Source organism: Natronococcus amylolyticus DSM 10524 (genome assembly GCF_000337675.1).
Taxonomy (GTDB): domain Archaea; phylum Halobacteriota; class Halobacteria; order Halobacteriales; family Natrialbaceae; genus Natronococcus; species Natronococcus amylolyticus.
In genome coordinates, this window is record NZ_AOIB01000014.1 from 165347 (window position 1) to 188379 (window position 23033).

Annotated in this window: 22 protein-coding genes and 1 tRNA gene; 7 read left to right on the top strand and 16 right to left on the bottom strand. The window is 65.4% G+C overall.

Annotated elements, in window-relative coordinates:
- Positions 1 to 16 precede the first annotated feature (16 nt).
- Positions 17 to 754, top strand: a complete 738-nt coding sequence (locus C491_RS05590) for a creatininase family protein (protein WP_005554415.1) — start codon at positions 17 to 19, stop codon at positions 752 to 754.
- A 21-nt stretch (positions 755 to 775) separates the two neighbouring features.
- On the opposite strand, the gene C491_RS05595 is transcribed toward C491_RS05590, so the two are convergent.
- Both C491_RS05595 and C491_RS05600 read right to left on the bottom strand, forming a co-directional pair.
- Positions 776 to 1273: a DUF5790 family protein gene (locus tag C491_RS05595; RefSeq protein WP_049891496.1), complete on the bottom strand. Its 498-nt coding sequence runs from the start codon at positions 1271 to 1273 to the stop codon at positions 776 to 778.
- Positions 1274 to 1402: 129 nt separating this feature from the next.
- Positions 1403 to 1765, bottom strand: coding sequence for a dihydroneopterin aldolase family protein (locus tag C491_RS05600; RefSeq protein ID WP_005554418.1), 363 nt, complete (start codon positions 1763 to 1765; stop codon positions 1403 to 1405).
- A gap of 101 nt (positions 1766 to 1866) precedes the next feature.
- On the opposite strand from C491_RS05600, the gene azf reads away from it, so the two are divergent.
- Positions 1867 to 2625, top strand: a complete 759-nt coding sequence (gene azf, locus C491_RS05605) for an NAD-dependent glucose-6-phosphate dehydrogenase Azf (RefSeq protein WP_005554420.1) — start codon at positions 1867 to 1869, stop codon at positions 2623 to 2625.
- On the opposite strand, the gene C491_RS05610 is transcribed toward azf, so the two are convergent.
- The 3 genes from C491_RS05610 to C491_RS05620 form a co-directional block, all read right to left on the bottom strand.
- On the bottom strand, positions 2626 to 3243 hold the full coding sequence (locus C491_RS05610; RefSeq protein WP_005554421.1) for a DUF309 domain-containing protein: 618 nt from the start codon (positions 3241 to 3243) through the stop codon (positions 2626 to 2628).
- A gap of 282 nt (positions 3244 to 3525) precedes the next feature.
- Positions 3526 to 4617, bottom strand: a complete 1092-nt coding sequence (locus C491_RS05615) for an aminopeptidase (protein ID WP_005554424.1) — start codon at positions 4615 to 4617, stop codon at positions 3526 to 3528.
- A 47-nt stretch (positions 4618 to 4664) separates the two neighbouring features.
- Positions 4665 to 5384 carry a queuosine precursor transporter gene (locus C491_RS05620; RefSeq protein WP_005554425.1) on the bottom strand — a complete coding sequence of 240 codons (720 nt, stop codon included), beginning with the start codon at positions 5382 to 5384 and terminating at the stop codon, positions 4665 to 4667.
- A gap of 408 nt (positions 5385 to 5792) precedes the next feature.
- Between C491_RS05620 and C491_RS05625 the strand changes: the two genes are divergently transcribed.
- Positions 5793 to 6068, top strand: a complete 276-nt coding sequence (locus tag C491_RS05625; RefSeq protein ID WP_005554427.1) for a PadR family transcriptional regulator — start codon at positions 5793 to 5795, stop codon at positions 6066 to 6068.
- A 506-nt stretch (positions 6069 to 6574) separates the two neighbouring features.
- Here the strand turns inward: C491_RS05625 and C491_RS05630 are convergent.
- The 6 genes from C491_RS05630 to C491_RS05650 all read right to left on the bottom strand — a co-directional run bounded on the left by C491_RS05630 (position 6575) and on the right by C491_RS05650 (position 10859).
- A complete protein-coding gene (locus tag C491_RS05630) occupies positions 6575 to 7012 on the bottom strand; it encodes a type IV pilin (RefSeq protein WP_005554429.1) in 438 nt (145 codons plus the stop codon).
- A gap of 330 nt (positions 7013 to 7342) precedes the next feature.
- A tRNA-Ile gene (locus C491_RS05635) sits at positions 7343 to 7417 on the bottom strand.
- 72 nt (positions 7418 to 7489) lie between these two features.
- Positions 7490 to 7618, bottom strand: a complete 129-nt coding sequence (locus C491_RS23955; protein WP_275040006.1) for a hypothetical protein — start codon at positions 7616 to 7618, stop codon at positions 7490 to 7492.
- A gap of 100 nt (positions 7619 to 7718) precedes the next feature.
- On the bottom strand, positions 7719 to 8306 hold the full coding sequence (locus C491_RS05640; RefSeq protein WP_005554432.1) for a MogA/MoaB family molybdenum cofactor biosynthesis protein: 588 nt from the start codon (positions 8304 to 8306) through the stop codon (positions 7719 to 7721).
- Between the two features lie 52 nt (positions 8307 to 8358).
- The gene (locus tag C491_RS05645; RefSeq protein ID WP_005554434.1) at positions 8359 to 9654 is read right to left on the bottom strand and encodes a CobW family GTP-binding protein; all 1296 of its coding nucleotides are present in this window, start codon (positions 9652 to 9654) and stop codon (positions 8359 to 8361) included.
- Positions 9654 to 10859, bottom strand: a complete 1206-nt coding sequence (locus C491_RS05650; RefSeq protein WP_005554435.1) for a GTP-binding protein — start codon at positions 10857 to 10859, stop codon at positions 9654 to 9656. The genes C491_RS05645 and C491_RS05650 overlap by 1 nt, the downstream gene beginning before the upstream one ends.
- A gap of 104 nt (positions 10860 to 10963) precedes the next feature.
- Between C491_RS05650 and C491_RS05655 the strand changes: the two genes are divergently transcribed.
- Together C491_RS05655 and C491_RS22895 are read left to right on the top strand one after the other, a co-directional pair.
- Complete coding sequence (locus C491_RS05655; RefSeq protein ID WP_005554436.1) at positions 10964 to 11386, top strand: CopG family ribbon-helix-helix protein; 423 nt, start codon at positions 10964 to 10966, stop codon at positions 11384 to 11386.
- A 137-nt stretch (positions 11387 to 11523) separates the two neighbouring features.
- Positions 11524 to 11694 carry a DUF7331 family protein gene (locus C491_RS22895; RefSeq protein ID WP_160167142.1) on the top strand — a complete coding sequence of 57 codons (171 nt, stop codon included), beginning with the start codon at positions 11524 to 11526 and terminating at the stop codon, positions 11692 to 11694.
- 80 nt (positions 11695 to 11774) lie between these two features.
- Here C491_RS22895 and C491_RS05660 read toward each other — a convergent pair whose 3' ends face one another.
- From C491_RS05660 to C491_RS05675, 4 genes are all read right to left on the bottom strand, one after another.
- Positions 11775 to 12104: a hypothetical protein gene (locus C491_RS05660; RefSeq protein ID WP_005554437.1), complete on the bottom strand. Its 330-nt coding sequence runs from the start codon at positions 12102 to 12104 to the stop codon at positions 11775 to 11777.
- Between the two features lie 174 nt (positions 12105 to 12278).
- Positions 12279 to 14690 (bottom strand): S8 family serine peptidase, encoded by a 2412-nt coding sequence (locus tag C491_RS05665; protein ID WP_005554438.1) that lies wholly within the window; start codon positions 14688 to 14690, stop codon positions 12279 to 12281.
- 636 nt (positions 14691 to 15326) lie between these two features.
- Positions 15327 to 16676, bottom strand: a complete 1350-nt coding sequence (locus C491_RS05670; RefSeq protein WP_005554441.1) for a Cdc6/Cdc18 family protein — start codon at positions 16674 to 16676, stop codon at positions 15327 to 15329.
- A gap of 729 nt (positions 16677 to 17405) precedes the next feature.
- Positions 17406 to 17876, bottom strand: coding sequence for a hypothetical protein (locus C491_RS05675; protein WP_005554442.1), 471 nt, complete (start codon positions 17874 to 17876; stop codon positions 17406 to 17408).
- Between the two features lie 465 nt (positions 17877 to 18341).
- Here C491_RS05675 and C491_RS05680 point away from each other — a divergent pair, with 465 nt between their 5' ends.
- Together C491_RS05680 and C491_RS05685 are read left to right on the top strand one after the other, a co-directional pair.
- A complete protein-coding gene (locus tag C491_RS05680) occupies positions 18342 to 21302 on the top strand; it encodes a bacterio-opsin activator domain-containing protein (RefSeq protein WP_241431291.1) in 2961 nt (986 codons plus the stop codon).
- Between the two features lie 263 nt (positions 21303 to 21565).
- Positions 21566 to 21748 carry a hypothetical protein gene (locus C491_RS05685; RefSeq protein ID WP_005554448.1) on the top strand — a complete coding sequence of 61 codons (183 nt, stop codon included), beginning with the start codon at positions 21566 to 21568 and terminating at the stop codon, positions 21746 to 21748.
- Between the two features lie 41 nt (positions 21749 to 21789).
- Here the strand turns inward: C491_RS05685 and C491_RS05690 are convergent, their stop codons facing one another.
- A complete protein-coding gene (locus C491_RS05690) occupies positions 21790 to 22908 on the bottom strand; it encodes a DUF4352 domain-containing protein (RefSeq protein WP_005554449.1) in 1119 nt (372 codons plus the stop codon).
- Positions 22909 to 23033 lie beyond the last annotated feature (125 nt).

The following is a 23033-nucleotide window of genomic DNA, read 5'->3' on the forward strand; positions in this document are numbered from 1 at the left end:
CTCGGTTCGGTTCGGTATGGATCTCTCGGAGGCGACGTGGACGGAGGTACGGGAGCTCGAGACCGATCTCGCGGTCGTTCCCGTCGGCAGCACCGAACAGCACGGCCCGCACGCTCCGCTCGGAACCGACGTACTGACCGCCGAAGCGGTCGCCGACGCAGCGCTCGAGCGAAGCGACCGCGAAGTGGTTCGGGCACCTGCGATCCCCGTCGGGATCGCCGAGGAACACCGGCAGTTTCCGGGAACGATGTGGGTTTCCGAGGATACCTTTCGAAGCTACGTCCGGGAGTCAGTCGAAAGCCTCGCACACCACGGCTTCGATCGCGTCGTCCTCGTCAACGGACACGGCGGAAACATCGACGCACTTCGGGAAGTCGGCGGTCGGCTAACGCGAAGCGGCGACGCCTACGCCGTTCCGTTCACCTGGTTCGGGGCCGTCGGCGACCACTCAAGCGACATGGGTCACGGCGGTCCCCTCGAGACGGCCCTGGTTCGTCACGTCGACCCGGATCTCGTTCACGAGGACCGACTCGAGGACGCCCGCGACGGTGGCGCCGATGGCTGGGGGGAGTGGACCAGCTACGCGAATCTGGCGTACGACTCGGCGGAGTTTACGGACAACGGCGTCGTCGGTGATCCGACCGACGGCGACGAACGGCGGGGCGAAGAACTGCTCGAGCTAGCTGCCGACGCCCTGGATCGGCTCCTCGAGGCCGTCGCCGAGCGGGACGTCTCGCGACCGGAGCGACGATAGGGCAGCGACCGACGATATCGATTACTCCTCGCTTTCGTCGTCGTCCGCAGCCGTCTCGTCGGCATCGTCCTCACCGTCCTCGTCGTCCGTCTCGTCGCTCGCCTCGTCCACCTCCGCTTCGGACTCGGTTTCGGCCTCCTGGAGCGCGCCGCGAAGCGCCGGGATCGTCGAGGCGAGATCACCGACCTGTTCGCCGGCCGCGGAGACGTCGGCGATCGTCTCCTCGAGATCCTCGATCTCGGCCTCGAGATCGTCGGCGTCCTCGAAGGCGTCGGCGCGCTGGCCCATCGTGTACCACTTCTTCGCGTCCCGGAGGTGGGCCTCGGCGTCGCCGGCGTCGAGTGCGGACTTGAGCCCGTTGAGAACGCCGAGCGCGTTGTCGGCGTCGGTTTCCCAGACGTCGTCGGCCGCCGGCAGCTCGCTCCAGGCCTGCTCGAGCGAAGACTCGACGTCCTCGCGCATCTCGCTGGCCGCTTCGCCGAACAGTTCCTCGTCGTCACCGAGCGTCGCTTGACTCATGTCGTCCACTTCACCGGCGCTGCGTTTAAAAGGTAGCCCGAAAGTGAAAGTGAAAACGGGGGCTGGTAGGCCGGTACCGACGAAACGGCGGCCGAATTTCGAAAGGAAGGTCCTCCGAACGTGGCGGGATCAGGTGGTGTCGCGAACCGACTCGAGTTTCATCAGCGGATAGCCGTCTTCCATCGCCATCCGGGTGACGACCTCGCGACCCTCGTAGTCGACGACGATCTCGACCTCGAGGAATCGTCCCGTCAGCTCCGTGTAGTCGGCAGACGATTCGGCGAGCTCGGCCTCGAGCTCCTCGCGCTGGATCTCGACGGTCACGCCCGCGCAGTGCGGTTGGTTCTCGATCGACTCCTCGATAGCCGTCTCGAGGCTGGCTGCGCTCTCGAGCGACAGCGGCGTCCCCGCGAACTGGTGGTACAGCGAGCCGAACTTGATGCCGGCCTCGAAACACGCGGCCTCCGCCTCCGTCGGCGTCGAGTCTGCCATACGGGACGGGTCGAGCGCGGGCGAGAAGGGGGTTGCGATCGATCCGTCGGTGCGGTGTGAACCGCACGTTACTTATCGACGCTTTCCCTCACACCGAACGAATGGCACAGTCGGTCCTGCTGACGGGGGCTGCGGGGCGAGTCGGACAGGCCGTCCTGGGAGACCTCGCCGACGAGCACGAGTGGCGGCTGATGGATCGTGATCCGCCGACGGACGACCACCCCGGCGAGTTCGTCGTCGGCGACGTCACCGACGAGGAGACGGTCCGAGAGGCGATGGAGGGGATCGACGTCGTGATCCACCTCGCGGGCGACCCACGCCCGGAGGCGCCGTGGGACAGCGTCCTGACGAACAACATCGACGGCACCCAGACCGTACTCGAGGCCGCGGCGAACGCGGGCGTCGAGAAGGTCGCGTTCGCCTCGTCGAACCACGCCGTCGGGGCGTACGAAACCGAGGAGCGCACGCCCGAGATGTACCAACCCCACGACGACTACCTGCTCGACGGCACCGAGCTGCCGCGGCCGGGTAACCTCTACGGCGTTTCGAAGGCCGCCGGCGAATCCCTCGGCCGATACTACCACGACGAGCACGGGCTCTCGGTCGTCTGCGTTCGGATCGGAAACCTCACGCAGGGTCACCCGCCGATCGACTACGAGCGCGGCCAGGCGATGTGGCTCTCCTACCGCGACTGTGCGCACCTGTTCGATCGCTGTATCCGGGCCGAGTACGACTACGAGATCGTCTACGGTATCTCCGACAACGACCGCAAGTACTACTCGATCGACCGCGCCCGCGAGGTCCTCGGCTACGAGCCACGGGACAACTCCGCACACCACGACGACGATTCGTCGGCGTAGCTACTCGAACAGTCCCTCGACGTCCGCCTCTCGAGCCTGCCGTCGCTCGGCGTGTTGAGACAACCGTCGATAGACGAGTCCACGGTGATCGTCCTCGCGCACGAAGTCGAACAGCAGCGAAATAAATCGGCTGTCGTCGTCGCCGGCCTCGAGGTCCCGTCGTGCGTACGTCCGGGCCCGGTCGACCGGTTCCGGATCGAAGCCGAGTTCTTCGGCGAGGACGACTGCCGCGACCGCCGTCGCGTCGAGATCCAACGCAGCGAGTTGCGGCGCGCTCCCCTCGTGTTCGATCGGCGGCGGCGACCGACGCTCGAGGACGGACGGATCGTCGGCGAGCATCTCCAGGGCGCGGCGAATCGGCTCGAGGCGAACGTCCCGGTAGTCGGCCGGCAGTCCGGACAGGTACTCGAGGGCGCTCTCGGCGAGTCCGACCGCACCCTCCCAGTTGCGGTTGCGGGCGTGGTAGACGGCGGCGGTGTACTGGATCAGCCCGTGAAGGAGCAACTCGTCGTCGGTTCCATCCTCGAGGTCGAGCCAGTGTTCCTCCCAGGCGTCGTGTGCCGCGTGGTAGTAGCCGTCGTTGTAGATCGCGACGCCGGCTCGGAGCCGATCGCGCATAGCTCCAGTAGGGACTCGAGGGGTGTCAACGTCACGAAAGCGGTGAGTGGCCGGATACGTTCCGCCTCCGGCGGGGCGGGCAGACAACTGTGACAAGCGGAGATCGGGACGTGCAGCGGTCGCCCCAACCGGTTACTGCCGCCACCGGTTATGGCGGTACTCGAATCGAACGACAGCGGAGGTATTTATTATGCAGTTGCTTCTGGCCCGATCTGACGGAAGTAACGATGCTAATGGACCCCTAACGGCCGATAACAGGGAGTTATACCCGCACTACCGACGCTACTCGAATCCGTCCTCCCAGCGGAAGCTGCCGTTCCGCTGGACGACCTCGCCGTCGATCTCGAGTCGGGACTCCTCGCCGACGTCGGTGATCAGATCGACGTGGACGGCCGAGTCGTTGCCCGACTCGCCGTCGGGAAGACAGGCGTCGTAAGCCCGCCCAACGGCGAGGTGGACCGTCTCGCCCATCTTCTCGTCGAAGAGGATGTTGTCCGTGTAGCGGTCGATGCCGCGGTTCATCCCGACGCCGAGTTCGCCCAGTCGCCGAGCGCCGTCGTCGGTCTCGAGGACTTCCTCGATAACCGATGCACCCTGCTCGGCGTCGTGGTCGACGACCTCCCCATCGGCGAACTCGAGGCGGACGTTTCTGACCGGTTCCCCGCGGATCGTCATCGGAACGTCGAACGTGACCTCGCCTTCGGTGCCGTACGGTGCGGTGAAGACCTCGCCGCTGGGAAGGTTGTGGGAGTCGTAGGCGACGGATGCAGCGCTGTTGACGGCGGTTCGGCCGTCGATCCGCATCGTGAGGTCGGTTCCCGACGAGACCAGCCGGACCTTCGAGCCCTCGTCCAGCAACTCCTTCAGTCGATCCATCTCCTCGGCCAGCGACTCCCAGTCCCGGAGGATCGCGTCGTAGGCGAATTCGCGGTACTCCTCGTAGCTCATGTTGGCTTGCTGGGCGAGCGATCGGGTCGGATGTACGGTCGACACCCAGCGTGTGTCGTATCGCGCCTCGCGAACGGCCGTCCGCGCGCTGCGATAGGCCTGACGGGTCTCGCCAGGAACGTCCGCCGTCGCGCTCGTGTTGCGTCCGCCACCCAGCGAGAGGTAGACGTCGGTTTCCTCGAGCAGCGCCCGCTCGTGGTCCGGTGCCTCGAACTCGTCGTCGTGAGCCCGAAGGTACGCCCGCGTCACCTCGCCGGAATCGTACGTCGCGAGCAGGTTCGCGCCGCGTTCGCCCAGCTCTTCGGCGACCGCGACCGCCAGCTCGTGGGCGTCCGGGCCGACCGAGAGTACGACGTCGTCGCCGGCCTCGACACGGGCGCTCCACTCGACCAGCACCGCGGCGTGTTCGCGGGTGCGTTCGTCCATACCCCGAGGCTGGATTGCGAGCTACTAAATCCCCCCGTTCGGGGCGATCAGGCTACGTGTGAGTCTTCGGCCTCGTGGGACTCCCGTGAACGAACGAGCGCGACGACGGCGTAGACGATCGGCGTATCGAGCACCGCGATCGCGAGCTTGAGCAGGTACTGACCGACCGCAAGTGCGGCCAACACCTCGAGCGGGAGCACCTCGCCGACGCCGAGTGCGGCGGGTGCGATCGCGAAGGCGATCGAGACGAAGATGACGGTGTCGATGGCCTGGCTGGTTCCGGTCGAGACGAGGTTGCGCAGCCAGAGCTTCTCGCGGCCCGTCCGCTCCCGAATCCGGTGGAAGAGCCAGACGTCCCAGTTCTGGCTGACGAGGTAGGCGAGCAGGCTGCCGAGCACGACGTTGGTCGAGGCGCCGAGGGCCGTCGCGAACGCGTCGGGGTCGACGCTCGTTTCGGCCGCCGGCGCCGCGATGGTCGACCAGACCAGCGCCAGCACGACGAAGTTGAGCGCGAACGCGACGTTGACGACGATCTGAGCCGCGCGGCGACCGTACAGCTCGGTGTAGCAGTCGCTCGCGAGAAAGGTGAGCGCGTAGGCGAGAGCCGCACCGGGGAGGACGAGTTCCGCACCCGTCACGGGAAGGGCGACGGGAAGGTCGAACGCGAGCACCTTCGACGCCGTCAGCTGAGCGGTAACGAGTGCTGCGACGAACAGCCCGATCAGCGAAACCTGGGCGATCGACGGCGCTCCACGACGGTCGTCCATACGTGATACCTCTCGAGTCGGAACGCTAAACGGTACCGTCTCGTCGTCCGCGTTCCGCAGTTCGATCCCCGCCGGAGCCGAACTTCCTCGATATACCAAATATATTCGGTATCGTTCGATTTACGCAAACAGTCTCGAGTGTCGAACCATCTGCAACGGCGATAAAACATTGCTAAGTGACTGTTTCGAAGTCCAAGGTGCCGTATTTGGGTGTGCTGATGGGTATATAGCATAATTCGTCAAGAGAGGGGACGTGACGGAAACGATCGGTGTATCGTCCGATTACGGAGCGTATAGCCACCATCACGCCAGTTGCAAACGGCCTAGTGCATCACCAACCGCTGCAACGGACGTAATACGTGATTGATAACAAATAGAGTGTTTCTGGTAGGGGTTGATAGGTAACCTATGGACGATTTGACCGGCTTCCAGCGTGATCTCCTGTACGTCATCGCAGGGGCGGACCAGCCATCCGGCCAGGACATCAAAGAAGAGATCGAGACCTACTACAGTAGCGACATCAACCACGGGCGATTGTATCCAAACCTCGACACCCTCGTCAACAAGGAACTCGTCGAGAAGGGAGAACTCGATCGCCGAACGAACTACTACGCGATCAGCGACGAGGGCCACGAAGCGATCGAGAACCGACGCGATTGGGAATCACAGTACGTCGATACCTGATCCGATCGGTACCGGCGACTTCGGAGGACACAGAGGGATCACTCTCTCGTCAACTGATAGCCGACCTCGAGCAGGCCCAGCGGTTGTAACGGCCGACGCTTGTAGCGTTCGCATCCTCGCTACGTCCGGAGAAGGACTCTACTGATCCCCGACGGGCCGAGGTCGAAATCTTTCGTCACCGGAAGGCAGCGAAGGACGAGTTCGTCGAACCGCCGCCACCGATGCAGCGGGACGGTCGAGCAACTCGACTCGGACTTCGAGCGGTTCTGCGAGACAGTTCTCGAGAAACTCTCGGAGGGAAAGCGACTCACTCGAGACGAGATCCGAGTAGCGATTCGGACGGATCCCTTGGCGAGCCGGGCTCGGCCCAGCAGTGTGTTCGTGAATTCCAGTGATACTCGTCAGCTATCACACCGACTACCGATGTGGTATCCGATCGCGTTCTCATTCACGATCCCAATGGGTGGTCTCGAGATAGGACGGGATCGGGGTATCGAACGAGACTACTAGTCGTTGGCGTCGCTACAGTCGTACTCTCCGCTCCCGATTACGGTAGAGCTACCGCCGTCGATCGAAGCCGTGACGCTGACCGTCCCAGCTCCATCTAGATTACCGTCGCCACACGTGAGCGTAACAACGTCGCCGGCGCCATCTACTTCGATCGGTTCGTCCTCAATATCACCGACAACCTCCCACTCGTCCGCGTTCCCTTCGGAGACGATCGCAACCGTCATCGCATCCTCGTCAGCGTCGAAATCGAACGACGCCGCACCGGTGGCCTCCAGCGAGTCCTCCATTCCGTCGCCCATCTCCATCACAAATCCCGCGATCACTGCCGAGAGGACGACCGTCACCGCGACCATGAGCACGACCCCGATGACCGGCGAGACCGCTCGTTCGTATTCGATACCCCGTTCGCTCCGTGTAGATGCGTTCGAATCCATAGCTGTATCCCGCGCCGGCGACCGCGGCGCGAGCAAACGCGGTGGAAGCGTTCCCACCCGTCGTCACACCGTTGGCCATCGAACGCGGTCTCGCCGACATTACTGCCGTTATGAGTTATATAGTTCAGCGGTAGTGGATACAGCAACGGCTTGCTTCGCTCGTCGTTGTCCGATTCGAACCGCTAGTGGTCCCGTACTCGCGGCTCATGGATTGTTCCCGCGAACTACATGGACCCTGACGGATTCGAACCTCGGTCGGAGCAAAGCTCCTCCCTACTTCGAATCCGCAGGGATCATCTCACGCCGTTCGCATCGCTCACGGCGTTCGAATGGGCCCTGACGGATTCGAACCATCGACCACTCGGTTATGAGCCGAGCGCTCTAACCAGACTGAGCTAAGGGCCCTCGAGTCGAACGAACCCGGTCACAATAGTTAACGCTTGCTGTCTGTTTTGCCCGCGAAAAGCGGCGGTTCGACTACGCGGTTAGTGACTCGAGTTCGTCCTCGCTCAGCTCCGCTTCGAGCTCCGCGTCGCTGTGGGACTCGAGGACGTCCGCCCGTTCCTCGGCGTCGAGTTCGTCGACGGATTCGAAGTGGTGGCACATAGCAACAGATACTGGAGTCCGAGCGCCAATAAGGGCTATTCAGGCGTTCCGACGGCTGCTAGCGAGCGCGTTCGAAATAGCAACATCGGGATGGGAATCGCTACTCCTCGTAGTCGTCGAGCGTCTGCTCGGTTGTGCCCGCGCGGTGGCGCGTCGCCAGCCCTGCAAGGTGGGGTGTCTCAGGGACGATCAGCTCCTCGCAGGCCGTACTACAGGCGCCCGTGCTCCCGGGGAGACAGAAGACGGGCGTGTCGACGGCGATCCCCGCGGTCGCCCGCGAGGCCATCGCTCGAGTGCCGACCTCGTCCCAGGACAGCGAGCGGAACAGCTCGCCGAAGCCGGGTAGCTCGCGCTCGAACAGCGACGACGTCGCCTCGGGAGAGACGTCGTCGGCGGTGACGCCGGTGCCGCCGGTCGTGCAGACGACGTCGATGTCCTGGCGGGCAACGAGGCCCCGAACCGCGGTGCGGATCGCGGAGTAGTCGTCGCGGACTAGCACGCGCTCTTGGACCTCGTGGCCCTCGTTCTCGAAACACTCCTGGATCGTGTCGCCGCCCGGGTCGTCGGGGTCGGCGTCGGCCTCCGCAGCGCGCGAACTCGAGACCGTGACGATCCCGACGTACAGGGGATCGATGACGTCGTGGCCGTGGTCGTCGGTGCTCCGTCGGTCTGCGCGGTCGGTCGTCATACGCGTACCTCCATACCGGAGGGCGATAATTCCTGCCCCCGAAGCGGTGCGGTCATCGGGACGATCCCTCCGGGTCGTCGGTGCTCGAGATCGTCACTGTCTCGCCCATTCCCGTCGGGGCGGGGTTCTCGTAGTCGCTCCAGTCGGCGTCCATCTCCTCGTCGGTCAGCAGACAGTTGTCGAGCCGAGACTCGAGGGCGTCCCAGTCGACGTCGCGGCCGATGAGCGCCAGCCGGATCTCCCGGTCGCCGTGCTCGTCGTCCCACGCGAGGTCGGGCTGGCCCTGGCGGTACGTCTCCTGGCGTTCCTCGGAGAAGCTGGCGATCCAGCGCCCGGTCACCTCGAGCGTGGTCTCGGCGCCGGCGGTGCTCGTCGTGATCGCCTGCTTCTCGCGGCCGGCGATCCACGTGAGTCCCTTCGCGCGAACCAGTCCGTCGGGCAGCGACCGCAGTAGCTCGGCGAACCGCTCGGGGTGGAACGGCCGACGGCAGTGGTAGCCTTCGACCTCGATCCCGTACCGTTCTGGGGGGTGGGCGTGGTCGTGAGCGTCTGCGTCACCGTGCCCGTGTTCGTCTGCTCCGTCGTGATCGTGAACGTGCTTCTCTCCACGATCATCGTGGTCTTGCTCGTCCACCTCCGCGTCGGCCTCGATCTGGCGCTTCCAGCCCGCCGAATCCCGGACCGTCTCGAGCTCGAAGCGTTCGCTGCCGAGCAACGTTTCGGGCTCGAGGTCGCCGTACTCGCTCGTCACGATCTCGGCACGCGGCTGAAGCGTCTCGAGCAGGGCGACGACCCGCTCGCGTTCCTCGTCGTCGACGAGGTCGCACTTGTTCACCACGAGCAGGTCACAGAACTCCACCTGCTCGAGGATGAGATCCGAGAGGGGACGCGTTCCCTCCTCGTCGGCCCCCTGCTGGACCGGTACGTCGTCGCCGTCGGCGAACCGGTCGTGGAACCGCCTGGCGTCGACGACGGTGACGACGGCCTCGAGATCGTACGGTCCGCCCGCGGGACCGCGAACGAACTGTCGGGCGATCGGTTCGGGCTCACCGACGCCCGACGCCTCGACGACGAGGTGGTCGAACTCGTGTTCCTTCCAGAGCCGGATCACGGCCCGCGAGAGTTCGCCGCCGAGGCTACAGCAGATACAACCGTTCTCGAGGGCGACGACCTCGTCGCCGGTTTCGAGATCGGTGCGCGCTTCCACGAGATCGGCGTCGACGTTGACCTCGCCGACGTCGTTGACCAGGACGGCGATCTCGCTATTCGCGGTCTCGAGCAGCCTCGAGAGCAGCGTCGTCTTCCCGGCGCCGAGCTCGCCACAGAGGATGGTAACCGGAACGGCCATTACTCGTTCGCGAGCGCGAGTTCACGTCGTTCTTCCGGTTCGAACGGATCGGCGTACGTCGACCAGTCGTCGTCCAGCTCCCTATCGGTAAGCACGCAGTCGTCGAGTCGCTCGATCAACGCTTCCTCGTCGAACTCCCGGCCGATGAACACGAGGCGAGTCATGCGATCGCCCCACTCCTCGTCCCAGTCCTCCTCGAGGCCGGGTCGAGCGGCGAAGTACTGTTCGCGTTCGGCCTCGGGGAGATTCGCGAGCCACTGGCCCGACGGGCCCGCGCGGACGGAGGTGCCCGCCTTGTCGACGCCCATCGCCACGTCCTCTCGGCCGGCGCTCCAGAAGAACCCCTTTGCGCGGATCAGCTCGTCGGGCAGCTCCGAGAGCAGCTGTGCGATCCGCTCGGGGTGGAACGGCCGATTACGCTCGTAGACGAAGGAGGTGACGCCGTGTTCCTCCTGCGGATCGTGGTGGTGGTCGTGCTGGAGCTCGTGTTTCCAGCCCGCCGAGTTCGAGGCGTCCTGAAAGTCGAACCGCTCGGTGCCGAGAATCTCGTCGGGATCGACGTTCCCGAACTCGGTACGGACGATCTTCGCGCGCGGCTGCAGCCGTTCGAGGACCGCCTCGATCTCCTCGAGCGCGTCGTCGGGGACGAGGTCGCACTTGTTCAACAGGAGGACGTCACAGAACTCGATCTGATCGAGGAGCACGGTCTCCGGAACCCGGCCCGACTCGCCGGTAGGGACCTCCGCCGCCAGCGCCTCTCCGGCGTCGAACGACTCCCAGAAGCTGTGAGCGTTCGCGACCGTTACCATCGTGTCGAGTTCGTAGGTGTCGGTCGGATCGAACGACGCGTCCTCGAAGCCCATCGCGAACGTCTGGGCGACCGGGATCGGCTCGGAGATGCCCGAGGACTCGACCAGCAGGTAGTCGAACTCCCGTCGATCCGCGAGTCGCCCGACCTCGTCGAGCATGTCCCCGCGAAGCCGACAGCAGATGCAGCCGTTGGACATCTCGATGATCTCCTCCTCGCCCCCCAGGTCAGACTGTTGGGTGACGTGCTCGGCGTCGACGTTGACGTCACCCATATCGTTGACGACGACGGCGACCTCGAGGCCGTGATCCGCGGTTAGCACGTGGTTGAGTACGGTCGTCTTGCCGGCCCCGAGGCTGCCGCTCAGCACGGTCACCGGGATGCGTTCGTTGCTCATAGACGCGTTGTGAATACATCCCGGAGTCTTGTTAATGTTAGTTATTATATCTCGCTCCGACTCTGAATAACAAATTCTATTAAGTCAATCCTGTATTTTAGTATATGGCCGTCGTCAGCCTCTCGATGCCCGAGGAACTGCTCGAGCGACTCGACGACCACGCGTCGGCTCACGAGTACTCGGGTCGAAGCGAGGTCGTCCGGGAGGGGACGCGGTCGTTACTCGAGGCGTTCGAGGACGACCGGTCAGAGGAGGGACCCCTCGCGGGAACCGTCACCGTACGCTACGACTTCGGAACGCAGCGTATCGAGCGCCGCGTCGCGGCGCTTCGCCACGAGTTCGACGACGTGATCGCGGCCAACGATCACAGCCACGTTGCCGACTACTGTCTCGATCTGTTCGTACTCGAGGCCGAGATCGACGCGATCGCCTCGTTCGTCGAGAAGCTACGGGCGATCGGGGGCGTCGAACACGTCAACCACTCGCTCGTCCCACTGGGCGGACACGATCGCTCGGGCGGTGGGTGAGATCGAACCGGGAGAAACGCGGGTTCGGCAAGCGCGAGCAGTCAACGTGGCTCGGTCGCCGACGGAGAGGTGTCTCGGCTCCGGTTTCTTTCCCCGCCGACGCGTGGGTTCATGTAGGAAACCGAGGAATCGAACCTATGTCAACGTCCACTCCCCCATCCGCCGACGCCGATCCGGAGCTTCCCGGCCCTTCCTCCGCGATCGGGACCTACAATACGCAGGATGACGAGACCGTCATCTACGACGAGAACCGCTCCGAGGCGTGGATCAGTTCGACGTACGCCCTCTCGCTCGGCGAGGTCGAGTGACGATCCGGACCTCGGATACCGGCTTCGGCGGTACGGCTACGTCCTCGAGCCTCGCTCGATACTTGGCATATCGGACGGACTCAGAGCCGTACTTCGTCCATCGCGAACGTGACCATCCTGCCCTCGACGTAGTATGTACAGCTTCGACAGTACCCCTCGAGGAGGAGCCGAGCGCTCAGCTCGTCGTCGTAGCGAACCTTGAGTCGACTCTCGAGTCGGTCCCGACAGCGAGGACAGCGTCCCCCGAGGTTCCTCGAGCCCGTCGGCGGCTCGCTCGCGTCCTCGGTTCGACCCCGGGAGAGCGACGGATCCGTCGCGTCGGCCGCGGATCGACGGAATCGAGCCGACGTACCGGAATCCGGCTCACCAACTCGACGACTCTCGGTTCCGGCTCGACCGTCAGCGCTCACGTCAGCCCACCCCCGTGATCGTGTCGTCGAATCGGATCATCTACGCTTCCTACTCGCTCCGGCCGCTTTAGCCCCCCACCGACGTCGTTCGATCGGCCGAACCGACGGACGTCGGTCATAGTCGACCGGGACCGATCTAGTCCGGTACCGAGACGGTACCATCTTTGTCAGCGTCTAAACGTCGAGCGTCACCCGCTTGGTCTCGGTCGTGGTCTGCTCGAAGTAGTCGGTGACCGTGATCGTGACCTCGTGCTCCCGGCCCGCACCGTCGTCAGCTCCGGTGAGACGGTGGTCTCCGGCGTCTTCGTCCCCCCTGGCCATCGAACTCGCGTCGTCGAGCACGTCGTCGTCGTCCGCGAGGCGCAACTCGAGCTCGAGGTCCCAGAGCTCGCCGCCCTCGTCAGAGACTTCCCATTCGACATCGGCGGCGGGCGTCCCGAGGAAGTCCGTCGCCTCGACCTCGAAGGAGTCGATCGAGGGCGCCGGGGACCGCTCGTCGAGCGTGACCTCCTCGCTCGCGTCGACCGCGTTGTCCTCGTGATCCGTCGCCCTGATCGTGATCTCGTACTCCTCGCCGGCCCCCTTGATCCGATCGGTGTTTCTGAGGGTGTGTGTTCCGCTCTCCTCGCCGCCCTCGAGCTCCGAGGTCGCGCTGTGGAGCACCTCCTCGTCGTCGGCGTACCGGAGCTCGGAGGTGATCTCCGCCAGGTCACTATCCCGGTCGGTGACAGTCCACTGGACCGACGCGCCGACGGAATTTTGCGAGCTGTTGTCCGACACCTCGAACGCCTCGAATTCGGGGACGCCGGGCTCGGGATCGGTCTCGACGGAGACGGCGTCGCCCGTCGCGGTCTCGTCGCCGTCCGTCACGACGGCGCGAACCTCGTAGGCGGTCTCGGGCTCGAGTCCCGACAGCTCCTCCTCGAACTCGCCGATGCCGGACCGTTCGGATCCCTCAGTATCGGTCCAGGAGTCGTCGTCGCCGTCGGCCGCCCGCCACTGGAACCCCGCCTCGACGGCGTCGGCATTAGCGACCCCCTCGAGATCGCCGACGCAGTGTATCGAGCCGTGATCGACGGGACTCGCGTCGTCGGTTTCGACCGTCAGCGAGTCGGCGCCAGTGGTAAACGCCGTGGCTTCTCCGGTTTCGTTTCCGGAGTCCGACTCGACGACGGCCCGGAACTCGTACTCGGTCTCGGGCTCGAGGTCCTCGACGGTCGCCTCGAACGTCTCGTCCTCTTCGACAGCCTGCGAGTCGGTCTCGGACCAGTCGTCTCCGTCCGCCGGCCGCCACTCGAAGAACCCGTCGGCGGTCCCGTCGTCCTCGAGCGATCGGACCGCTCCGGTGAGCGTCGCCCTCGAGGCCCGCACCGCAGTCGCCTCCTCCGTGGCGACGGCCTCGATTGCCTCGGCTGCGCTCTCAGCGTCGATCAGTCCGTACCCCTGTTCGGTCTCGTCGACACCGATGTCCTCAGCGGTCTCCCGAAGGATGCCGCGGACGCCGCCCGGATCGTCCGGATCGTCGGTATCCTCGGCGTGGGGAACGCCAGCCTCGAGCAGTCGCACCGCGAGCCCCGCGACGTGGGGCACGGCCATCGACGTTCCGTCCATCGTCTCGTAGTCGTCGCCCGGTGTCGTCGACACGACGTCGACGCCGGGGGCGACCAGCTCGAGACCCGCCCCGCGCGCGGAGAAGTCCGCGATCTCGTCGCGGGAGTCGGTCGCCCCGACGGCGATGCAAGCGTCGTACGCGGCGGGGTAGTCGACGGTGCCCTCGTCGGGCCCGGCGTTGCCCGCGGCCGCGAAAACGAGGGTGCCGTTCTCGTAGGCGTATTCGATGGCGTCCTCGAGGATCGGCCCCGGCTCGGGCCCGCCCAGACTCAGCGTGAGGACCTCGAGCCCCTCGTCGGCACACCACTCGATGGCCGCGGCGATTTCGGAGTCACGGCCCCCACCGTCGCCGTCGAGCACCTTGACGGCGCACAGTTCGGCGTCGGGCGTGACCCCGACGACGCCGACGTCGTTGTCCGCGGCCGCCGCCGTCCCGGCGATGTGTGTGCCGTGGGTGCCGTCGTCCTCCCAGTCGTCGTCGCAGCCGTCCTCACAGTCGACGAACGAGGCGCCGTCGTCGACCTCGAGGCTCTCGTGGTCCGGGTCGATCCCGGTGTCGAGGACGGCGATGGTCGCCTCGCGACTCGAGTCGGTCTTCGACGGCAGCGAGTCGACGCCGAGCCGTTCGATCCCCCAGGGAACGACCTGGTCGTCGCCCGGATCGGGCTCGAGTGCGGTACTCGTTCGCCCGCTCGAGACGGCGGCGGGACCGATCGCGTGTCTGCGGTGGTCGGGAACGACGTACCGCACGTCGCTTCGCGTCTCGTACTCGGCGGCCACGTCGTCGGTGCACGTACAGACCGTCGCACCGCCGGCCGAACCGAACGAGAGCGTTCGGTGGACCGCGACGGCGTCGCTCGAGATCGATCTGGTCGAGGCGTCCGGCGACGTTCCGACGACGTACCGGTGGCAGTCGTCGGAGTCGTCTCCCGCGGCCGCTCCGATACCGGAGCCGGCGACGGGGGTGCTTGCCATCGTCTTGAGTACGTCTCGACGCGAAAAGTTGGTGGGGATCATCGTTCAGTGTGAAGTGGAGTGGAAACGGAGCCGGTCCCGAGACGCCCCGGAACCGCGACGATACAGACGGCCGCGGTCAGGACCGCGTCGCTCGAGGCCGTCCGCGCTGATGCGATCGTGGCGAGCGGGGGCTCGAGCGCCGGGGGTAGCCATCACTCGGTGGTCGTGAGGCCGACGCGTCGCTTGGTTCGATAGTCTCATTGGCGCTGGTCTCCGTCGATCGCTCCCGACGGTCGAACCGTCGGCCGATCCGACTGGTCCGCCCGCACGGGGCGATCGTCGTCGTTTCTTCGACATCCGACCCGGTTCGTCGCTATTCGGTGCATTTGGAGCGACCCACAAAGCGGTGGTAGCTGTTTGGATAGCCCCTGCTCGAGGGCAGGGCTATCCGTATCGGCCCCGGGCTCGAGCAACTGAGGGTTATCGAACGGAAACGCTCCGTTTCGATCGATTTGGGCGGTGAGATAGCGGTTGTCGGTTGCGCTCGATCGGAGTGAGTGGAGGCGTATCCAGAGTTGCGCTGACCGTACGCGAGAAGAGAGGCGTCCTCGGTTCGTTAGAGTCGGGTTTCGCTGGAGGTTGACTCCAAGCGAATCACGTGTCGCGGAGAGACTGGCGGGCGATCGACCGAGCGGTGGCTAGTTCGATCTCGTCGAATACGTCGTCGGCCTCGAGCGTCTCGATGACCGCGTCGACCGGTTCGGTAAACGCGAACACGAGATGAACGCCGCTCTTGAAGCCGTCGCTCGTTCGCTCGCTCTCGAGAACGCCGTACGTTCCCGCTTTGTTGATATGGCTGTTGACGGTTTCCTGCGTGTAGACGTCGCGGTCGGTGCGCTGACAGATCTCTCGGTACAGCGTATAGACCGCCGGACTCGGTGCCGTCCCGTCGCTTACGTCCGCGACGACGGCCGCGGCGTACAGCGAGAGTTTCTTCTGGAGGGACATTCCGCCGACGATCTCCAGCACGCGGTTCTTGACGACCGAGTCGTTGGCCGCGTGTACGTGTTGCTCCGTGACGACCGTCTCTCCGCCCCTGTTCGCGATCTCTCCCGCGTCGCGAAGCAGGTCGATCGCTCGTCGTGCATCACCCTCGTTTTTCGCCCCGTACGCAGCGACGAGTTCGATAACGCCCTCCTCGAGGGCGTCGTCTTTGAACGCATCACGTCGGCGGTTGAGAATCTCGATGAGCTCGTTTGCATCGTAGTCGGAGAAGTGGATACCGGTCGGGTTGTACGAGCTGTCGGTCCGACTATCCAGGTTCTCACGGAATTTGGGGTGGTTCGTAATAACGACCGTCGAGACGAGCGTATCGACGTGTTGCTCGGCCATGACTCGACTCAAACTGTACAGCAACCGGGAGTACGCAGGTTCGTCGTCACCGGCGTGACCGGTGAGGGTATCGATCTCGTCGAGGACGAACACGAGTGCGTCGAAGTGTCGATCGACGATCTCGTACAGTCGGACGTACTTCGCGTCGGTAGAGACGCCTTTTCGAGGGATGTCCCACGCGATTCCGGCTTTTTTCGCGGTTTGATGGCCGAGCTTCCAGACGGCGCGGTCAAGCGAGTGTGACTCCATCGTTTTGAAGTTGACTGCGACGAAGTCGAACTCGATACTGTTCTGGACGGCGCGATCTTTGACCTTCTCGGCGACCGCTTTCACAGTGAGGCTCTTTCCGGTGCCGCTCGGACCGTAAAGCAGGAGATCCGGGGGACGTTCGCCGTCGAGCGTGTCACGAAACGCGCGGGCCTCGGCCGCAAGTTGTTCGTCTCGACCGTAGATCCGATTGTGATCGACGATCGTATTCGAGTCGACGAGCTGTTTGTTCTCGAAAACCGTCTTCTGCTCCCCGTCCAGGATGTCGTCGACGATAGAGGGCTCGGAAGCGGGATCTGATCCATCATCGTCCCCGTCGCACGTCTCTGATGGATTGTGATTCACGGCTCGTGATGCACACTGGTCCGTAATACCTATTTCGAAATGAAGGGGCCGTGGTCGAATTGAAACGGGCATCTCCGAAATGAGGACACCGATTTCGAAATGACCTGTACTCGGACCGGTGTCGAAGTGAGGGGGTCATCATCGAGATGAGAACACCACAATCGAAATGAAAAGTCGGTATCGAACCTTCGTCGAAATGAGGGGGCCAGCATCGAAATGAAATACGTGGACTGACTCACACACACCGTTGTCGAAATGAAATGGGGGAATGGAAGGGGAGGAAGTCGTTTCGTCGCCGCTCGAGGGACCGATGGCTGGCCGAAACCGGTCGAGCGAGACACCGGAATCGAAATGATCTCCGAAGACAGACACACAGCGGCGAGGTCTTCGGCTCCACCGCCGGTGAACCGCTGCATCTGTATTCGGCCGGAAGATTTCATTTCGAGAACGGTGTGTGAGGGAAATCAGTCTAGACCTTCCAAAGTAGATTTCATTTCGACAATGGTGTGTGAGAGAACCCTACTCTAGATGGTAGCTAGTCCTTTTAGCAGTGTACTTTGTTAGTACAATTATCCGTACATCTATCTAGATTGCTTCATCAGTGAACCTACCGACGTAGTTCAAGAGTGAATACGAGATGGACCGGGAGTCGTACTGGTTCTCCTGTCTGCGTTGGCTGTTTGTACCGGCGACAGCGTGAAATCCTACGGCTTCAGTTGTAGGAGGAAGTCACTCGCGGGTAGCTGACGACGAGTCGTCGCTCCGGACCGGCTTCTCGACCTCGAGGACCTCGAGTTCGAAGTCGGGAAACGTTTCCTCGGTGCGAAGCGACCAGCTCCCGCGGACGTCGACGCCGTTCCGACACGCCTCGGAGACGAGTCGCTGGGCCGACGTGGCGAACGCCGATCGCGAGTGCACCGCCGACCCGCTTCGGGAGGGGGCCGAGAGCGAGTCCACGGAACAGAGGAGGACGACGCCGGATATGGGCTCCGAGAGCGGAACCGCCTCCTCGAGACGGGGTGCCCGTCCGCCGAGATCCGATAGCTGGTCGGCGGGGTCGACGGGAGCCGGGAGCCCGCTCGAGCCGCCCGGCCCGGCAGCTCGTCCTCCGGCGAACTCCCGGATCGCGTCGGCGATTACGGTCGGGAGTTCGTCCGCTCCCGCGGCCGGGTTCGCGTCGGTATGGCGATCTGTCGTCATCCTCGGGCTCTACTCGGTAGTAGCGCCGCGAACGGGAAAACGGGATAACTGAATGAGTAGCCCCCCGCGTGCGGCGCCATCGACCAGTAGTACGGCACGTACGTCGGTAGCACGTCGGCGGGTAGCGCGTTGGCGACGGTAGCTGCCGTCGCGACTACCGAGTACCCCATCCAGCCCAACCCTCGCGGGTTCGACAGGGTTGGCGACCGATCCTCGGTATCGGGCGGTGGCGACCGGGCTAGCCACGTCGGTCCCGCCGTTCAACGATCGAAGGCCCTCCTTTCTCGAGCCTGCCGGTGAAATCCACGTCTAGTACAGACTCCGTTCCGACGGAGTTCGGACGGTTCCGGCTCGAGCCAGCGCTCGCGGATCGTCGTTCGCGGGGAACGGCGGTCCCGTTCTCGCGAAACGGCCGATCGCGCCGAGAGTCCTCGAGCGAGGAGCGCCCGCACCACGAAAGAAACAATGGTACCGCACACGAGCCCGCAGTCGACTCGCCCCGTTCGGTTGCTCTACGTCGATCCGGACCGCGAGGCGGCCGCCACGACGACGAGCGCGCTCGAGGCGAGCGGGGCGATAGACGTGACGATGGCGACAGGGGCGGGCGACGCGCTCGAGCGACTCACCGACGGCGGGTTCGACTGTCTCGTGACCGACACCGACCTCCCCGGACGGGACGGCGTCGACCTGCTCGAGGCCGTCCGCGAGCGTCAGTCCGACCTCCCCGTCGTCTTGCTCGTCCGAACGGCTGACGACGCGACCGTCGACCGGGCGCGGGCGGCGGGCGCGACCGACGTCCTGCGAAAGGAGGACGCGACGCGGGGACGATGGCTCGCATCGCGTATCGCGTCCCTGGTCGACGAGCGGGATCTCGGGATCGCGCCCGGCGACGACAGTGCGGACGAAGGGTCCCTTCCGGCGGCGGGCGGGAGCTGCCTGTTCGACGACCGGCTTCGCGTGATCGAGGTCAGCGAGCTGTTTGCGAACCTGTACGGCTACGAGCCGGACGCGCTGCTCGGCGAACCCTGGACCGTGCTGTTTCCGGACGATCGAGGCCCGCGGACGGCCGAGACCGTCCGCGGGACGATCGATCGCCGGGGGTCGACGATCGACGACACGCTCGGCGTACGGACGGACGGCCGCGCGATTCCCGTACAGCGGTCGGTGACGGCGACCGACTCGGAAACGTACCTGTGTAGCGTGCTGGATCTCAGCGGAACCGACAGGGGGAGCGTTCCGATCGAACGGAACGCGCGCCGAGAGCGCGCGCTCGCGGCGCTCTCGAGGGAACTCCGCGAGGAGTCCGATTCGGACGCGTTCTTCGAGCGTGTCGCGACCGCGGTCGCTGACGCGGTCGGCGCCGACTGCTGTGGGCTGTTCGAGTCGCGCCCGGACGCGGTCGTCCTCCGGGCTGTCGCGGGCTGGCGGGACGGTGTCGGCCGACTCGTCGGTCGGCCGACGACCCCATCCCATCCAAACCGAAAGGCTCGACCCGGCGACTTCGTGACGTTCCTCGATCGGGAAGCCGACGACCGCTCCGCGCTGTCCTCGCTGTTGCGCGAGCACAGGATCGAGGACGGTTTCGAGGCTCCCATCGGAACCACCGCCGACCGACCGTGGGGGTTCCTCGGGGTCTACACGGCGGTGCGCCGGGACTTCTCGGCAGCCGAAATCGCGTTCGTCCGGGGCGTAACGTCGCTGCTCGGCGCCCGCCTCGAGCGCGATCGGGCGGACGCGGCGTGGACGACTGTCGTCGCGCTCCCAACCGAGGTTCGTCGCGGCGAGTCGCCCCGCGACGTCATCCGCCGAACCGTCGACGCACTGGCCGAGATCCCCGGCGTCTCGGCCGTGACGGGCTACCTGTACGACGAGCGCGAGGACGCGCTCGAGCGCTCCGCCCGCGCCGGAACGTTCACCGAGGCCGACGGTCAGCCAGCGTCGACGCTCGAGGGAGAAACGGCCTGGCAAGCGTTCGTCGACCGCGATCGGACGCTCGTCCGCGAAGTCGCGCCGGAGCCCGACGAGGTGGTCTCGGAGCCGGGACTCGCTCGCGGCGTCGTCCTCCCGCTCGGGGAACACGGGGTCCTCGTCGCGGCGGTCGACGGCGTCGACGAGCTTCTCGAGCCGCTCGCAACCGCCACCTCGATCGCACGGGCGGCGCTGGAACGGCGCGAAGGCGAGCGGTTGCTGGCGGCTCGTGAGGAGACGATCGGCGCTCAGGCGAAACGCCTCGAGCGGCTCGGGGCGAGCGCCGCCCTCGGGCGCCGGATCGACGGGGCGATCGCCACCGCTGCCTCGAGAGCGGAGCTCGAGGCGGCAGCGTGCGATCGACTGGTCGACCACGAGCGGGTCGCGTTCGCCTGGATCGGCGCGTACGACGTCGTCGGCGAAGTAATCGAACCTCGGGCGTGGGCCGGCGCCGAGCGAAGCTACCTCAACACCGTCTCGATCGACACGACCGCTCCGCCGGACGAACAGGATCCGACTGGTGCCGCAGTTCGGACGGGGAAATCGCAGTGCCGCAAGCGGCTCCTGGCCGGCGACCGTCAGGAACGCTGGCGACGCGAGGCAGCCAGACGGGGCTACCGGTCGGCTCTGAGCGTGCCGATCGGCTACGCGGAGCTCCGGTACGGCGGGCTGACGGTTTACGCCGACCGTCATGACGCGTTCGCCGACGAGGAGCGATGCGCGCTCGAGGCGATCGGCGAGCGGCTCGGCCACGCGGTTCACGCCCTCGAAGTCACCCGTTCGTTACTGGAGACGACCGACGTCGTCGAGCTGGAGTTCCAACTGCGGGACGCCGATCTCGCCTTCGTTCGGTGGGCTGTCGAGGCGGACGCCCGGATCGAACTCGAGAGCGTCGTCGCCCGGAGCGACGGCTCGATCCGCGGGCTGTTCACGGTCGAGGGGACGTCGGTCGAGCGCGTTCTCGAACTCGCGGGCCGGGCACCGGAAGTAACCGAGACGTCGTTCGTCACCGAGCGCGACGATACGCGACTGTTCGCGTGTCTGTTTACCCGGGACAGCATCGTCTCTCGACTGCTCGAGTACGGCGCCGTCGTCCGGTCACTGGAAAGCGCTCCGGACGGCGCGACGGTCGTCGCCGAGCTGCCGGGCGATGCCGACGTCCGACGGGTCGTCGACGCGGTTTCGGCGTCGTTTCCTGGCGCGAAGCTCGTCCGTCGTCGTCACGAGGATCGCCGCTCACGGACGCGGTTCGAGTTCCTGGCGGAGGTCGAGCGCCGGCTCACGGACAGACAGTACGAAGTGCTGCGAACCGCGTACGCCAGCGGCTACTACGAGACGCCCCGCGAGAGCAGCGGCGCGGAGGTCGCCGCGCTGCTGGACATCGCCCAGCCGACGTTCAACCATCACCTCCACGCTGCACAGCGGAAGCTCCTGACGGTGCTGTTCGCCGACGACTGACCGGCGCTCCGGGTGGTTACAGATACCGATGACGTGTAGAGGGTGACGGCCGACGACGGATGGGAACGCCGACCGACAACAGTACCGAAGGGCGTCGGTTGGGGAACGTCCGACTACATAGGCCGCCCGTTCTTTGCCATTCGGGGCGTTCGAGTACTCGGTGATCGGACGAGCGGGGACTCCCGACCGCCCCGTTCCGCGCCACCGACCGAGGCGGCTCGGCGATCAGTCGACCCACCGATCGAACGCGAAAGGAGAGACCGATGACATCACACATCAAACTGTACGGATCGAAGAGCGACCGATTCGAGGAGATCAAACACCGAATGGAAGAACAGCTCGGCTACGAGCCATCGAACCCGGAGGTCGTCGGGCTAATGATGGCAACGTACGAGTCCGATGGCACCGACGGACTGCAGGTGAACAGGCACAGTCCCCGGATGTAGCGAGCAGGTTTTTCGGTCGCGGTTCGATCGAGGAGTTCCGGCTAGCGCAGCCGCCAGAACTCCTTCTCACCCTCCCACTCCGGCGGCTCGAGCAGCCAGTAGAGCTCCTCCCGGTCGCGCTCGAGGTGGTAGGCCATCGACCCGTCGTACTGCTCGCCGTCGGTGAGGGAGACCGTCTCGTCGAAGCGCTTGAGCGACGACAGCGCGTCGGGCTCGGCCGGGTAGCTCCAGCCCGTTTCGTCCTTGAGCCGCGTCCGGTCGCCGAGTTCGAACTCCCGATCCCGGCCGGAGTCGTTCGTCACGGTGACGCCGACGACGACGTACTCGTGGTCCGCCTCGGGATCGAAGAACGGGCCGAGATCGTTCCCGGAGCCCAGTCGATCGACGCTGATCTCGAGCCCGTCGCGTTCGACCCCGGTTCCGAACTCGGCGATCGGAACCCGAAGCTCCTGCTCGAGGGTCGCGACCTCGTCGGCCTCGGTCTCGAGGTCGACGACGACGCCGTCGGCTTCGAACGCCTCCGGAGCCTCGCCGTCGATCGCCAGCGACGAGACGGCCCGGCCGCGCGGGAGTTCGTAGGCGAACTCGCCACGTTCGACCTCGCCGGGCGCCAGCGAGCCGTCCGCGAGTGCGGTCTCGCTCACCGACCGAGCCTGCGAGTACGTCCGCTCCCGCGCGTCCTCGAGCACCAGCTCGAACGCGTCGCCCGTGGAGACGAACTCGTCGCCCGCGTTCTTGAGGGCGAACTCGACGACGAGGAACTCCTCGTCTGCGCTCGCCTGCCGTCGCTCGTCGTCGTCCAGGAGCGGTCGATCCGCCTCGTCGACGACGAGCCCGTCGAAGGAGCGCCGACGGCTGACGTCGCTGACGACGAACTCCAGGTCCTCGCCCTCGACGAGTTCGCCGACCGCGGCCGTCCGCTCGCCCGTTTCGTCGTCACCGTCCCCGTCGTCATCGTCGTCGCCCGTGTCATCATCGTCATCACTCGTGTCGTCCGACCCCGAGCCGTCGCGTTCGTCCGTCGGTGCCGCCGAGTCGGTCGTCCGACTCGAGTCGTCGCTTCCGTCGGCATCCGAACCCGTCTCCGTGCGGGTCCCCGTACAGCCCGCGAACGCGAGGAGGCTTCCTCCGGCGAGGCCGACGAACGTTCGTCGTTTCATTGGCCGTACGGACGGCTGCGAGGAGCCTATAGGGTCGGTGAAAGATGGGGTCGAATCGGGGTTTGCCGAGCCGAGACGGTGGCGAACTTGCTCGCCGACCCGGGCGCCCGCTGGTAGGGTGGTCA

What these genes read in the sequence shown, in the direction of transcription:
- C491_RS05590 (WP_005554415.1), top strand. Translation starts at nt 17, where the DNA reads ATGGATCTCTCGGAGGCGACGTGGACGGAGGTACGGGAGCTCGAGACC.
- C491_RS05595 (WP_049891496.1), bottom strand. Translation starts at nt 1,273, where the DNA reads ATGAGTCAAGCGACGCTCGGTGACGACGAGGAACTGTTCGGCGAAGCG.
- C491_RS05600 (WP_005554418.1), bottom strand. Translation starts at nt 1,765, where the DNA reads ATGGCAGACTCGACGCCGACGGAGGCGGAGGCCGCGTGTTTCGAGGCC.
- azf (WP_005554420.1), top strand. Translation starts at nt 1,867, where the DNA reads ATGGCACAGTCGGTCCTGCTGACGGGGGCTGCGGGGCGAGTCGGACAG.
- C491_RS05610 (WP_005554421.1), bottom strand. Translation starts at nt 3,243, where the DNA reads ATGCGCGATCGGCTCCGAGCCGGCGTCGCGATCTACAACGACGGCTAC.
- C491_RS05615 (WP_005554424.1), bottom strand. Translation starts at nt 4,617, where the DNA reads ATGGACGAACGCACCCGCGAACACGCCGCGGTGCTGGTCGAGTGGAGC.
- C491_RS05620 (WP_005554425.1), bottom strand. Translation starts at nt 5,384, where the DNA reads ATGGACGACCGTCGTGGAGCGCCGTCGATCGCCCAGGTTTCGCTGATC.
- C491_RS05625 (WP_005554427.1), top strand. Translation starts at nt 5,793, where the DNA reads ATGGACGATTTGACCGGCTTCCAGCGTGATCTCCTGTACGTCATCGCA.
- C491_RS05630 (WP_005554429.1), bottom strand. Translation starts at nt 7,012, where the DNA reads ATGGATTCGAACGCATCTACACGGAGCGAACGGGGTATCGAATACGAA.
- C491_RS23955 (WP_275040006.1), bottom strand. Translation starts at nt 7,618, where the DNA reads ATGTGCCACCACTTCGAATCCGTCGACGAACTCGACGCCGAGGAACGG.
- C491_RS05640 (WP_005554432.1), bottom strand. Translation starts at nt 8,306, where the DNA reads ATGACGACCGACCGCGCAGACCGACGGAGCACCGACGACCACGGCCAC.
- C491_RS05645 (WP_005554434.1), bottom strand. Translation starts at nt 9,654, where the DNA reads ATGGCCGTTCCGGTTACCATCCTCTGTGGCGAGCTCGGCGCCGGGAAG.
- C491_RS05650 (WP_005554435.1), bottom strand. Translation starts at nt 10,859, where the DNA reads ATGAGCAACGAACGCATCCCGGTGACCGTGCTGAGCGGCAGCCTCGGG.
- C491_RS05655 (WP_005554436.1), top strand. Translation starts at nt 10,964, where the DNA reads ATGGCCGTCGTCAGCCTCTCGATGCCCGAGGAACTGCTCGAGCGACTC.
- C491_RS22895 (WP_160167142.1), top strand. Translation starts at nt 11,524, where the DNA reads ATGTCAACGTCCACTCCCCCATCCGCCGACGCCGATCCGGAGCTTCCC.
- C491_RS05665 (WP_005554438.1), bottom strand. Translation starts at nt 14,690, where the DNA reads ATGGCAAGCACCCCCGTCGCCGGCTCCGGTATCGGAGCGGCCGCGGGA.
- C491_RS05675 (WP_005554442.1), bottom strand. Translation starts at nt 17,876, where the DNA reads ATGACGACAGATCGCCATACCGACGCGAACCCGGCCGCGGGAGCGGAC.
- C491_RS05680 (WP_241431291.1), top strand. Translation starts at nt 18,342, where the DNA reads ATGGTACCGCACACGAGCCCGCAGTCGACTCGCCCCGTTCGGTTGCTC.
- C491_RS05685 (WP_005554448.1), top strand. Translation starts at nt 21,566, where the DNA reads ATGACATCACACATCAAACTGTACGGATCGAAGAGCGACCGATTCGAG.
- C491_RS05690 (WP_005554449.1), bottom strand. Translation starts at nt 22,908, where the DNA reads ATGAAACGACGAACGTTCGTCGGCCTCGCCGGAGGAAGCCTCCTCGCG.